We start from the raw sequence: 12,224 nt of genomic DNA, 5'->3' as shown, positions 1-12,224 counted from the left end.
CGTCGCATCAGGCGTTGATTGCCGGATGCGGTACAAGCACCTTATCCGGCCTACATATTGCTATTACCACCAGATTTCCATCTGGGCACCGAATGTCCACTCATCGCTATCACCGCGACCGAAGCTACCGCCTTCGAAATTCGCCGGAACAGCTTTGCCGTAGTTCGGGTTGGAAGAGGAGCTACCGTTGTAGTCATAACCCCATTTCTCATCCCACTTGGCGTAGGTTGCGAAGACACGAATAGCCGGGCGTGACCAGATGCTGTCGCCAGCCTGCCATTGTTGTGCGAGGGTGATTTTGTACTGATTGTTCTTGTCGCCAGTGCGCTGGGATTCGACGTTGTCGTAGCCCACTTCCAGCAAGGTACTCATGATAGGCGTCCACTTGTACATTGGACGAATACCGACGGTCCACCATTTGGTGCCGTTGTCGTTATCCCAGTTGATATCCTGGTACATACCCACGTACATCATGTCCCAGTTGTCGCCCATGGAGATCGCACCGTGATCGAGGATACGCAGCAGGTGACCGTTATTGTTGATATTGTAGGCAAATTTTTCGTTATCAAACGCAACGCCAGAACCCTGCGACAGACCTTTACCCTGCGAGGTCATCGAGTCTGTTGCGTACTGAACAACAAACTTGTTGAAGCCTTTCAGGATGCTCTGGGTATGCTCGGCAGTGAACATCCAGCCATCTTTCGATGCGCCATCAACCAGACGATAGTTATCACGCAGGTTAGCGCGACCGTAGTCAACACCCAGTTCCAGGGTGCCGCCCGGGTTGATTTCCATCTGCGCTAAACGCACGTCGAAGACGTCGTTCGCAGTCTCGTTGGTATAGTCATAGATATTGTTGCTGGCGAAAGAAGACGAACCGCCCGCTTCAGAAGAACGCGTTGCTGCCAGAGAAAGTTTACCGAAGCCAACGTCGATGTTTTCCAGACCGGCACCAGGACCAGAAATATCCCAGTAGTAGAAGTCGATCATATGAACGTCATGACGCTGATAGAAACGCTTACCGGCCCAAATAGTGGCGCCTGGCAGCCATTCAATCAGGTTTTTCCCCTGCACGTTCGCTTCACGGAAGGCCGGATCGGTGGCTTCCCAGTCATTCTGTTGTGCTACGGAATAGGCCACGTTAGTGTCGAAATAGAAGCTCTTATCGCCCTCTTTCCACACTTCCTGACCCAATTTTAATTCAGCATAAGTTTCACATTCGTTGCCAAGACGGTATTTACTTTGAGCGCCAGTGGTCTGGAAACACTGTTGTTCACCGCCGCTCCCTGTCCAGCCGATCCCGGAACGAGCGTAACCGTGGAAATCCACAGCCATTGCCTGAGCAGACATTACGCCTGCTGCGACGGCAACCGCCAGAGGAAGTTTGCGCAGAGTAATCATCATTCTATCTCCTGAGTCATTGCTTTTCTTTTTTCACATCGCCTGTCACAGGCTTTGTGTCTTTTTTAGGGGTGCTTAAACGCCCGGCTCCTGATGCAGTCGACGACATGCAGTGCCATCCTCACGGAACAGATGGCAACGCTCTGGCGGCAGGCCGATAGCGAATGTGGCACCTTCTTCTACCAACACCACGTCAGACTGGCGGTACACCAGGTTTTGACGAATGGAAGGGATCTGGATATGAATTTGCGTTTCGTTGCCGAGCTGCTCGACCACCTGAACTTCCCCCTCAAGGATGACGTCGGCGATATCGCTTGGCAGTAAATGTTCCGGGCGAATGCCCAGCGACATGTTGGCGCCGACCTGAACGTTGTGGCTTTCAACCGGCAGCCAGACCTGCTGGAGGTTTGGCATCGGCAGCTCAACCTGGACTTGATCGATTGCAACGGCGGTCACTTTTACCGGCAGGAAATTCATTTTCGGTGAACCGATAAAACCGGCGACAAAGCGGTCGGCCGGATAGTGATACAACTCAAGCGGCTTCCCGACCTGCGCCACGCGACCGGCGTCCAGCACCACGATTTTGTCGGCCAACGTCATCGCTTCGACCTGGTCGTGGGTGACGTAAATCATCGTGCGCCCCAGGCGTTTATGCAGACGGGAAATTTCGATACGCATCTGTACACGTAGCGCGGCATCAAGGTTGGAAAGTGGTTCATCGAGTAAAAACACGCTTGGCTCGGCCACCAGCGTACGACCAATCGCCACACGTTGACGTTGTCCGCCGGAGAGCGCCTTCGGTTTGCGATCCAGCAAGTGCGCCAGTTGCAGCACTTCCGCCACCTGGTTAACACGCTGGTTGATGACCTCTTTCTTTGCGCCTGCTAATTTCAGGCCAAAAGACATATTTTCTGCCACAGACAGGTGGGGATAGAGCGCATAGGACTGGAACACCATGCCGACGCCGCGTTCTGCTGGCGGGGTATCGTTCATTCGTTTATCACCGATGAACAGGTCGCCGCTGGTGATCGTCTCAAGACCGGCAATCATGCGCAGTAAAGTGGATTTACCGCAGCCAGACGGTCCGACAAACACCACGAACTCACCTTCGTGGATGTCGAGATTGATATCTTTCGATACCACCACATCCCCCCAGGCCTTCGTTACATTTTGCAGCTGTACGCTCGCCATGCCCTTCTCCCTTCGTTACAACCTGTCATCGACAGCAACATTCATGATGCAGTGACTATGCGTCATCGGAAGATGGCTTAAATCCTCCACCCCCTGGCTTTTTTATGGGGGAGGAGGCGGGAGGATGAGAAGGTGGGGTCTGCATACTAATCCGAGGGAAAGTAAGGAAATTCGTGATATTGCTTGCAAAAAACATGGCAATTTTGTGTGCGCCTTACCGCAATACTGCCGTTTCTGCGATGCAGATCACATAAAACGAAGGTGGGGCGTAGGGGCAAGGAGGATGGAAAGAGGTTGCCGTATAAAGAAACTAGAGTCCGTTCAGGCGTTTTCACAAGCACTTCACCAACAAGGACCAGAGATTATGAAAATAAAAACAGGTGCACGCATCCTCGCATTATCTGTTTTGACGACGATGATGTTTTCCGCCTCGGCTCTCGCCAAAATCGAAGAAGGTAAACTGGTAATCTGGATCAACGGCGATAAAGGCTACAACGGCCTCGCAGAAGTGGGTAAGAAATTCGAGAAAGATACCGGAATTAAAGTCACCGTTGAGCATCCAGATAAGCTGGAAGAGAAATTCCCCCAGGTTGCGGCCACTGGCGATGGTCCGGACATTATTTTCTGGGCGCACGACCGCTTTGGCGGCTATGCCCAATCTGGCCTATTGGCTGAAATCTCCCCAGACAAAGCGTTACAGGACAAGCTGTATCCGTTTACCTGGGATGCTGTACGTTATAACGGCAAACTGATTGCTTATCCGATTGCCGTTGAAGCGTTATCGCTAATTTATAACAAAGACCTGCTGCCGAATCCGCCAAAAACCTGGGAAGAAATCCCGGCACTGGATAAAGAACTGAAAGCGAAAGGTAAGAGCGCGCTGATGTTCAACCTGCAAGAACCGTACTTCACCTGGCCGCTGATTGCTGCCGACGGTGGTTATGCGTTCAAGTATGAAAATGACAAATACAATGTGAAAGACGTTGGTGTGGATAACGCCGGCGCAAAAGCGGGTCTGACCTTCCTGGTTGATCTGGTTAAAAACAAACACATGAATGCGGATACTGATTACTCCATCGCAGAGGCGGCCTTTAACAAAGGTGAAACGGCGATGACCATCAACGGTCCGTGGGCATGGTCCAACATCGATACCAGCAAAGTGAACTACGGTGTGACGCTGCTGCCGACCTTCAAGGGACAACCTTCCAAACCGTTCGTTGGCGTTCTGAGTGCAGGCATCAACGCTGCCAGCCCGAACAAAGAACTGGCAAAAGAGTTCCTCGAAAACTACCTGCTGACTGACGAAGGGCTGGAAGCGGTAAATAAAGATAAACCGCTGGGCGCCGTGGCGCTGAAGTCTTACCAGGATCAGCTGGCGAAAGATCAACGTATTGCCGCCACCATGGATAACGCCAAGAACGGTGAAATCATGCCGAATATCCCGCAGATGTCGGCCTTCTGGTATGCCGTGCGTACCGCAGTGATCAACGCCGCCAGCGGTCGTCAAACTGTTGATGCCGCGCTGAAAGATGCGCAGGGTCGTATAACCAAGTAATGCTGTGAAATGCCGGATGCGGCGTGAACGCCTTATCCGGCCTACGAAACCGAAGCATATGTAGGCCTGATAAGACGCGTCAGCGTCGCATCAGGCGGTTGTTGTCGGATACGGCGTAAATGCTTCATCCGACCTGGAAAAACGAACTGTACGTAAGCCTGATAAGGCGCGCCAGCGCCGCATCAGGCGGTTGTTGCCGGATGCGGTGTAATCATTTATCCGTCCAGGAATGAGGAAGAACCCCATGGATGTCATTAAAAAGAAACATTGGTGGCAAAGCGACGCGCTGAAATGGTCAGTGTTAGGTCTGCTTGGCCTGCTGGTGGGTTACCTTGTTGTTTTAATGTACGCACAAGGGGAGTACCTGTTCGCCATTACCACGCTGATTTTAAGTTCTGCGGGGCTGTATATTTTCGCCAACCGGAAAGCCTACGCCTGGCGCTATGTTTATCCGGGAATGGCAGGAATGGGGCTGTTCGTGCTCTTCCCTCTGGTCTGCACCATCGCCATTGCTTTTACCAACTACAGCAGCACTAACCAGCTAACTTTTGAACGCGCCCAGGAAGTTCTGTTAGATCGTTCCTGGCAAGCGGGCAAAACCTATAACTTCGGGCTTTATCCGGCAGGTGATGAGTGGCAACTGGCGCTCACCGATGGCGAAACCGGTAAGCATTATCTCTCCGATGCCTTTAAATTTGGCGGCGAGCAAAAGCTGCAACTGAAAGAAAGTGCCACACAGCCTGAGGGCGAGCGCGCAAATCTGCGCGTGATTACCCAAAATCGTCAGGCGCTGAGCAACATTACCGCCATCCTCCCGGATGACAACAAAGTGATGATGAGCTCCCTGCGCCAGTTCTCTGGCACACAACCGCTCTACACACTGGGCGATGACGGTACGCTGACCAATAACCAGAGTGGCGTCAAATATCGCCCGAATGACCAGACCGGCTTTTACCAGTCCATCACCGCCGATGGCAACTGGGGCGACGACAAACTCAGCCCCGGTTACACCGTGACTACCGGCTGGAAAAACTTTACCCGCGTCTTCACCGACGAAGGCATTCAGAAACCGTTCCTCGCGATTTTCGTCTGGACCGTGATGTTCTCACTGATCACTGTCTTTTTAACGGTTGCAGTCGGCATGGTGCTGGCCTGTCTGGTGCAATGGGAAGCGTTGCGCGGCAAAGCGGTCTATCGCGTCCTGCTGATTCTGCCCTACGCGGTGCCATCGTTTATTTCAATCTTGATTTTCAAAGGGTTGTTTAACCAGAGCTTCGGTGAAATCAACATGATGTTGAGCGCGCTATTTGGCGTGAAGCCCGCCTGGTTTAGCGATCCGACCACCGCACGGACGATGCTGATTATCGTCAACACGTGGCTGGGTTATCCGTACATGATGATCCTCTGCATGGGCTTGCTGAAAGCGATTCCTGACGACCTGTATGAAGCCTCAGCGATGGATGGCGCAAGTCCATTCCAGAACTTCTTTAAAATCACGCTGCCGCTGCTGATCAAGCCGCTGACACCGCTGATGATCGCCAGCTTCGCCTTTAACTTTAACAACTTCGTGCTGATTCAACTGTTGACCAACGGTGGCCCGGATCGTCTTGGCACCACCACGCCAGCCGGTTATACCGACCTGCTCGTTAACTACACCTACCGTATCGCCTTTGAAGGTGGCGGAGGTCAGGACTTCGGTCTGGCAGCAGCGATTGCCACGCTGATTTTCCTGCTGGTGGGTGCGCTGGCGATAGTGAACCTGAAAGCCACGCGAATGAAGTTTGATTAAGGGAGATAACAAAAATGGCAATGGTCCAACCGAAATCGCAAAAAGCACGTTTGTTTATTACTCACCTGCTACTGCTACTTTTTATCGCGGCGATTATGTTCCCGCTGCTGATGGTCGTCGCAATCTCGCTGCGTCAGGGGAACTTCGCGACCGGCAGCCTGATCCCGGAGCAAATCTCGTGGGATCACTGGAAACTGGCGTTAGGCTTTAGCGTTGAACAGGCCGATGGTCGCATTACGCCACCGCCGTTCCCGGTATTGCTATGGCTGTGGAACTCAGTAAAGGTCGCCGGGATTTCCGCGATTGGTATCGTGGCGCTCTCCACCACCTGCGCCTACGCTTTTGCCCGTATGCGCTTTCCAGGCAAAGCGACGCTGCTGAAAGGAATGCTGATTTTCCAGATGTTCCCGGCGGTACTCTCACTGGTGGCGTTGTATGCGTTGTTTGACCGTCTGGGTGAGTACATTCCGTTTATCGGTCTGAATACCCACGGCGGCGTTATCTTTGCTTACCTGGGCGGGATTGCGCTGCACGTCTGGACGATTAAAGGTTATTTCGAAACCATCGACAGTTCGCTGGAAGAAGCGGCGGCGCTGGACGGTGCGACACCGTGGCAAGCCTTCCGCCTCGTACTGCTGCCGCTGTCAGTACCGATTCTGGCGGTAGTGTTCATCCTGTCGTTTATCGCTGCCATTACTGAAGTTCCGGTCGCGTCGTTGTTACTGCGTGACGTGAACAGCTACACCCTGGCCGTGGGGATGCAGCAATACCTCAACCCACAAAACTACCTGTGGGGCGATTTTGCCGCCGCTGCCGTGATGTCTGCATTACCGATCACCATCGTCTTCTTGCTAGCTCAACGCTGGCTGGTCAATGGCCTGACGGCAGGTGGTGTGAAAGGTTAAAGATGTTGTTCTGCCAATGTTATGCCGCTGCACCCTCAACTTACGTTATCCCAACTTGTGACTGTTATTCGGCGCTCCCTGGAGCGCCTTTTTTTACTCCCGCTTCAGCCGCTTCGAATTACACAGCCATAGTGTGATCACCAGTAACAGGATCGCTGCCGAGTAGATCAATACATCCAGTGGCGATTTATGATCGACGATGATCAAGCGCACAATGGCGGTGATCCCGATATAGACAAAGTAACGTAAGGGAAAGTGAAAACCGGACTGGAAGTACTTCACAATCAGGGCGATAAATTCGAAATAGAGAAAGTAAACCACCAGCCCTTCCACCAGCTCATATTTGCTGGTTTTTTCTGGGGCGAACAGCACATCAGCCAGATGCACCGTTTCTTTGCCGAGGAATACGACCAGAATCAGGCCGAGGCACAGCAGGCCAAGATTGAGAACGGTCTGCAAAATGGTGGAGATAAACTCCACGCGCGGACGAGATAACGACGTCATAACAGCCCTCCAACTCAGTGGCGAGCTTCCTGTATAACGCAAAAATGTGACGGGGATCTATATTTTTTGTGTATGTTTTGTTCAGCTCAATTAAGTGGGCATCTCCCATCAACGTCGCATCTGGCAAAACACACAGCCTCAAAAAATCACCCATTCAGGTGATTCCCGGCCACCAGCAAAGCGCGAAAAATCGACAATGTTCCTCTGGAACAAATGAAACGTAACCTGATAAAGGTGGTAAAAATGAAGCCTTATTTTGCTGCTTTGTTGTTATCAGTCTCTGTTCTTCCTGCTTTTGCCGGTCCGCTCGGTACTGCTGATAAAGCCGACCTTCCGCAAAGCAATGTCTCCAGCCCAATGATGGCTCAGTCGCTCAGGCAATCAGACCTGCAACCGATATCGACGGACAGGAAGACAGAATGTTTTCGCCTTTACACACCAGATCGCAAACCGGGGGTGAACTGCGTTCCTGATGGCTCGACAGGCCATTAAGAATGAGGGGGCCAGTGATTGCGAAAACTGGCACCTTTCCCACGGCTTAGCGGAAATTCACGCTTCGGTCGCTGGTCATGTCATACAACTGGAACTTACGCCCAAGTTGCTGACCACCGTCACGCGTCAGCGGCGTCCAGCCAATTGCCGCACGGCTGCGTGTCGGGCCAGACGAGAAGAGATCCAACGGTACAGAGACATACACGCCTTTGGTGAAGTCCCCTTCTCCGTACTCTTCTTTCGAAACATTCGTGATCGTGGCATAGCCACCCACCACCACGCCGCTATCAAAGCGTTTGGCGATCTCCAGCGTGCCACCTTTATCCCCTGCCAGATACTGCCCGACGCTGGCTTTCACTAACACATCCTGGGCGAAAGATGGCGTCCAGTACGCGGTCAAATGACCGGTTTTCACGCTGTAATCAGTGAACTTCATCATATCTTTCGCGCTACGCCAGTCACGCTGTTTAACGTAGTTGGCATCCAGACCAAACGCCCAGTTGCTGTCCAGCGGGCGATACAACACTTCCGCCCCCGCACCGCCAAACATGGTTTCGAGATAACCTCCGTAGACCTGACCGTAGAAGCCGTTGCCCAGATGCTGGAAGTAGTTGGCTTGCAGGTTATTCACATAGACATCGTTCTGCACATACTCACGCACGTGGGTACGAACGCGCGGTAAGTGCGAGTCCTGCGGTGGATTAGTGTAGTTAAACTTGTCGTAGTTGTTGGCAAGGTTAGCAAACAGACTACCGGTGGTGAGCAGGTGATCCGTCAGCCACAAATCCGCCGTTCCCATCACGCCCAGTTGGTACATGTAAAAGTTTTCCGGGCCACCAACCGACTGGTTCAGCACCGGATCGATATGGAAATCAAAGCGCGATTTGTCGATATACCAGCCCTGCTCGGTGGACTGCGGAACCACCGGCTCGACGCGTTTTTGCGCCAGCGTCGTTTCGTGGCCCAACGGCTCTCCGGCGAGATGATTTTTCAGGCTGGCGACATCGGTTTCCGTCGTCACCTGCGGCATGTTAAGGCGATTTTCCGTAATGCGGATCGTTTTGATCCCATCCGGCAGATCGTTCATCACGATCCGATTAGCACGGATGATCCCTTCACGCGAATCACGATATTTCACCTGCTCGCCGGTGACATACAGCGTATCGCCTTTCGCCTGGATCTGCGGATCGGCAAGTCCGGCATTGTATTTCAACAGCGTTAACTGATTCGCCACCACCGAATGCTGCAAAATGGCATCCTGCGGCTGCGGTTGATATTGCGAGCGGGCGTTATCGTTGTAAGACGGGCGCAGATCGTTAAAGTTGGTGCGCAACGTAACGCCAAACATAAAGGTGTTGCCACGTTCATAGCTAAGGTTAACGTCGGCCCAATCGGTAACGCGATAAATCGCCCCGACGTTAAACTTACTTTTTTGCTCCAGCTTACCGGCAAAATCCTGCTGATAATTATTGCCTTCATACTCCAGTTTCAGGCGCAGCGGTTGCCAGGGCGTCTGGTATTCCACGCCGCCAAACAGTGAGGCAGGACCGTGGAACATCTGGCTACCGTCGATAGATCCCGCCTGTTTGTAGCTGTTATCGCGATAGCAATATTTATCACTGGCTGAACAGAGCGGATTTTTCACATTACCGCTGGTGCCCAGATATCCCCAGCCCAGGCCGAGCGTAAAATCGAACGGCCCCCAGGCTTTGCTGGCAACAAGATATTCCGCATCAAACAGCCCCGTACCGCCGATATCCCGCGCACCAACCGCCACTTGCGGCAGCCAGTAACTCTCTTCCCACAAACGCAGTTTGAGATCGAAGGCTTTATCTTTATACGTTTGATCGCCAGAGAACGCTTCGACGCTGCTGTACTGCCGGGTGCGCACATCGGTGTAGCGCAGCGTTGTTTCCAGCCACGGGAAGAGTTGCACTGAAGCAGAGTAATAACGGTACTGATCGTTATCACGATAGTTCAAACTTAATTCCCCTTCCCGCGCCATGCGCGCGGTGGGCGTTTGTAACAGACCGACGCCGCCGAAATCCGATTGCGACGGCCCGATGGGCGCTGGATACGTTTCGCCATAGCAGGCCGTGCTAATGCCCAGCGCCAGTAAGCTAAGCAGATGTCTTTTTTTCATTATTGCGGTATCCGCTGCGTCAGAGTCTGAAGAATGTCGGCGTTCAGGGCATCAGGCGTCTTACTCCAGACGGAGTCCGCCAGGCCAACATAAATAATGCTGCCGGGCATCGGCTCTACGTGACGCTTGTTCCAGTAAGCCACCGGCGCTTTTTGCGTTCGCCCGTCCGGGTAAACCACCCACGCATAGCTGCGATCTGCACCGCTAAGCAGGCTCTGCCCGGAGAGATAGCTCGCTACGTCGCGACCTGGGGTGAATGGCTGATTGCCAGGACGACTGATAAGCCCGAACAGCGTGACCGTTGACGGAGCGGAACCCACCCACAGCGTGTAGTTGCCCTGCAACGGCGGGTTACCACGTTCCGCAACGCGGACGATATCGGGATCAAGATTGATTTTTTGCCTGCCCGTCACCTTCAACGCCTGAATTTGCTGACGTAAGGCGTTAATCGCGGCGGCATCCTCGGCGCTGGAATCTGTTGCCAGTTCTGCCAGCCGTGTCAGCAACGCCTGCTGCTGCCGCAATGCTGCTGCCGTTGCCAGCTCTTCGCTGATCACCGCACCGGGCCACCAGCTATTCGCCAGTCGCGGTTGCCCCACCAGATCGATTAAATGCTCTGCGCCCGTCAGCGTTTTGGCCTCACTGCTGCCATTGCTGAACACCTTGACGGTGCCCGCCGCAAAGACCGATGACGCTCCCACGCTCAAAATCAACGCGACAATAGTTTGTTTAATCATTGTGTTGCTGCCTTGATGAGAGTGGTTTTCACCGGGAAATAATCCGCGCCGAGATACTGTTCCGACTGGCGAATTTGTCCTTCGCTGTCGATCCAATAGCGGTTATGCCAGCGCGCCTGGTCGGTGGAGACTTCTTCGTCCAGCACGCGAACCGGAGTTTCATCGCTGCCGACGTTGACGGTATCGGTGCCATCCCATTTGAAGACTGAGCGTGCGGTGGCGTAGCGTACCTGCTGGTACTCGGTCCAGCCCATCGTGCGCGTCCAGGTTGCGCCATCAACAATTTGTGCGGGTTTAATCAGCGGGTCGGCGGCAAGGTTATTTACTTCAATCAGGTTGTCGCCGCCAAGCAAAGTCTTCACCAGACGACCATGTTGTGTGACGAGAGTGGCCTGATCCTGAGTGACCCATTTTTGTTGTCCGTCTTCAGCGAAGGCCAGCACCACAAATAACTGCGGCCCGCCATTAAGCTGCATGTACTGGCTGGCGTAGGGCATATTTTGAATATCATCGTCCGTCAGCTGTACGCCTGGCGTGCCGAACAGACTGTCCCACAGTGAATTGCCCAGCTCTTTAGTCGTGGCTGAACAGGCCTGTAATAGCAGGCAGATAAGAATGAGTGCAGGTCGCTTCACGACTCTTCTCCAGAGGGGCAGAATAACCACACCGGAGTGTGGTTATGGTTAATCCTCGTCATACTTCAAGCTGCAGATGCGGTGACCGCACTCGTTCACCCCGGTCACATAGTTATCTATGCTCCCGGGGACTCACTCGCTTGTCGCCTTCCTGCAACTCGAATTATTTTGGGGATACATACGTTATTACTGGGTACTGGTGGTCGTGGTTGTGGTGGTTCCGGTATTAGAACCATCACCGCCACCGGTTGCCGCGAGTGCGACACCCACCGCCGAGCTTACGGTGCTGACGCTGGTCGCGGAGGAACTGCCCGCCGAAACCGACGTTGCTGCCGACCCTGCCGCTTCGCCCACCTGTACAGGTGCAGCCCACGCAGAAGTCGCCGCAAGCGCAGATATGGCTAAAATGCCATACAGAACTTTTCTCATAACAATTTCCCTTCATTGAATGAATGGAGATTTACCCAAAAACATTTCGGGCGGGATCGAGTATACACAACTAAAGCATGTGAATTACGGCGCGAGGAATTAGTGGTGGGGTTTTAGGATAATTGGAATAAATATCAATTATATATTTTTTATTATATATAAATAATTAAGTTAATCATGAGGTTAAAATAAACACAAAAGCGATTGACCTGCGTATTTTCCGAAATAATTACAGACTAAAAATCTATTTTAGGATTAACCTCACGGTATGATTTTCGTTAAATCACAGACAAGAGGATTTATCTGATAGAACAATGCCGACTTATAGTCGGCATTGTTATTAAGGTTATTTAATCAATCGTGCTATGGGTGATGCTGCCAACTTACTGATTTAGTGTATGATGGTGTTTTTGAGGTGCTCCAGTGGCTTCTGTTTCTATCAG

The 12,224-nt window shown here is 52.6% G+C and carries 11 protein-coding genes; 4 read left to right on the top strand and 7 right to left on the bottom strand.

The window, feature by feature from the left end; genetic code table 11:
- Positions 1 to 63 precede the first annotated feature (63 nt).
- Both lamB and malK read right to left on the bottom strand, forming a co-directional pair.
- Entirely contained in the window at positions 64 to 1,404 is a 1,341-nt protein-coding gene (gene lamB, locus FC814_RS18470; RefSeq protein WP_000973648.1) for a maltoporin LamB, read from the bottom strand.
- Positions 1,405 to 1,476: 72 nt separating this feature from the next.
- Positions 1,477 to 2,592 (bottom strand): maltose/maltodextrin ABC transporter ATP-binding protein MalK, encoded by a 1,116-nt coding sequence (malK, locus tag FC814_RS18465; RefSeq protein WP_000179160.1) that lies wholly within the window; start codon positions 2,590 to 2,592, stop codon positions 1,477 to 1,479.
- Between the two features lie 364 nt (positions 2,593 to 2,956).
- On the opposite strand from malK, the gene malE reads away from it, so the two are divergent.
- From malE to malG, 3 genes are all read left to right on the top strand, one after another.
- Positions 2,957 to 4,147 carry a maltose/maltodextrin ABC transporter substrate-binding protein MalE gene (malE, locus tag FC814_RS18455; RefSeq protein WP_000695404.1) on the top strand — a complete coding sequence of 397 codons (1,191 nt, stop codon included), beginning with the start codon at positions 2,957 to 2,959 and terminating at the stop codon, positions 4,145 to 4,147.
- A gap of 244 nt (positions 4,148 to 4,391) precedes the next feature.
- A complete protein-coding gene (gene malF / locus FC814_RS18450) occupies positions 4,392 to 5,936 on the top strand; it encodes a maltose ABC transporter permease MalF (protein WP_010344809.1) in 1,545 nt (514 codons plus the stop codon).
- 14 nt (positions 5,937 to 5,950) lie between these two features.
- Positions 5,951 to 6,841 carry a maltose ABC transporter permease MalG gene (gene malG / locus FC814_RS18445; protein WP_001252058.1) on the top strand — a complete coding sequence of 297 codons (891 nt, stop codon included), beginning with the start codon at positions 5,951 to 5,953 and terminating at the stop codon, positions 6,839 to 6,841.
- Positions 6,842 to 6,934: 93 nt separating this feature from the next.
- On the opposite strand, the gene psiE is transcribed toward malG, so the two are convergent.
- Entirely contained in the window at positions 6,935 to 7,345 is a 411-nt protein-coding gene (psiE, locus tag FC814_RS18440; protein WP_000202898.1) for a phosphate-starvation-inducible protein PsiE, read from the bottom strand.
- Positions 7,346 to 7,558: 213 nt separating this feature from the next.
- Between psiE and FC814_RS18435 the strand changes: the two genes are divergently transcribed.
- The gene (locus tag FC814_RS18435) at positions 7,559 to 7,837 is read left to right on the top strand and encodes a hypothetical protein (RefSeq protein ID WP_010344805.1); all 279 of its coding nucleotides are present in this window, start codon (positions 7,559 to 7,561) and stop codon (positions 7,835 to 7,837) included.
- 46 nt (positions 7,838 to 7,883) lie between these two features.
- Here the strand turns inward: FC814_RS18435 and FC814_RS18430 are convergent, their stop codons facing one another.
- The 4 genes from FC814_RS18430 to yjbE form a co-directional block, all read right to left on the bottom strand.
- On the bottom strand, positions 7,884 to 9,980 hold the full coding sequence (locus FC814_RS18430; RefSeq protein WP_000745786.1) for a YjbH domain-containing protein: 2,097 nt from the start codon (positions 9,978 to 9,980) through the stop codon (positions 7,884 to 7,886).
- Positions 9,980 to 10,717, bottom strand: a complete 738-nt coding sequence (locus FC814_RS18425) for a capsule biosynthesis GfcC family protein (RefSeq protein ID WP_000595527.1) — start codon at positions 10,715 to 10,717, stop codon at positions 9,980 to 9,982. The genes FC814_RS18430 and FC814_RS18425 overlap by 1 nt, the downstream gene beginning before the upstream one ends.
- Complete coding sequence (locus FC814_RS18420; protein WP_085461290.1) at positions 10,714 to 11,352, bottom strand: YjbF family lipoprotein; 639 nt, start codon at positions 11,350 to 11,352, stop codon at positions 10,714 to 10,716. The genes FC814_RS18425 and FC814_RS18420 overlap by 4 nt, the downstream gene beginning before the upstream one ends.
- Before the next feature lie 186 nt (positions 11,353 to 11,538).
- Positions 11,539 to 11,781 carry an exopolysaccharide production protein YjbE gene (gene yjbE, locus FC814_RS18415; protein ID WP_001233407.1) on the bottom strand — a complete coding sequence of 81 codons (243 nt, stop codon included), beginning with the start codon at positions 11,779 to 11,781 and terminating at the stop codon, positions 11,539 to 11,541.
- Positions 11,782 to 12,224: the final 443 nt, after the last annotated feature.

Origin of the sequence: Escherichia sp. MR (assembly GCF_005280595.1) — a bacterium.
Classification (GTDB): Bacteria; Pseudomonadota; Gammaproteobacteria; order Enterobacterales; family Enterobacteriaceae; genus Escherichia; species Escherichia ruysiae.
The sequence above is the reverse complement of the archived record's forward strand: the minus strand, read 5'-3'. Positions and strand labels throughout refer to the sequence as shown.

What these genes read in the sequence shown, in the direction of transcription:
- lamB (WP_000973648.1), bottom strand. Translation starts at nt 1,404, where the DNA reads ATGATGATTACTCTGCGCAAACTTCCTCTGGCGGTTGCCGTCGCAGCA.
- malK (WP_000179160.1), bottom strand. Translation starts at nt 2,592, where the DNA reads ATGGCGAGCGTACAGCTGCAAAATGTAACGAAGGCCTGGGGGGATGTG.
- malE (WP_000695404.1), top strand. Translation starts at nt 2,957, where the DNA reads ATGAAAATAAAAACAGGTGCACGCATCCTCGCATTATCTGTTTTGACG.
- malF (WP_010344809.1), top strand. Translation starts at nt 4,392, where the DNA reads ATGGATGTCATTAAAAAGAAACATTGGTGGCAAAGCGACGCGCTGAAA.
- malG (WP_001252058.1), top strand. Translation starts at nt 5,951, where the DNA reads ATGGCAATGGTCCAACCGAAATCGCAAAAAGCACGTTTGTTTATTACT.
- psiE (WP_000202898.1), bottom strand. Translation starts at nt 7,345, where the DNA reads ATGACGTCGTTATCTCGTCCGCGCGTGGAGTTTATCTCCACCATTTTG.
- FC814_RS18435 (WP_010344805.1), top strand. Translation starts at nt 7,559, where the DNA reads ATGAAACGTAACCTGATAAAGGTGGTAAAAATGAAGCCTTATTTTGCT.
- FC814_RS18430 (WP_000745786.1), bottom strand. Translation starts at nt 9,980, where the DNA reads ATGAAAAAAAGACATCTGCTTAGCTTACTGGCGCTGGGCATTAGCACG.
- FC814_RS18425 (WP_000595527.1), bottom strand. Translation starts at nt 10,717, where the DNA reads ATGATTAAACAAACTATTGTCGCGTTGATTTTGAGCGTGGGAGCGTCA.
- yjbE (WP_001233407.1), bottom strand. Translation starts at nt 11,781, where the DNA reads ATGAGAAAAGTTCTGTATGGCATTTTAGCCATATCTGCGCTTGCGGCG.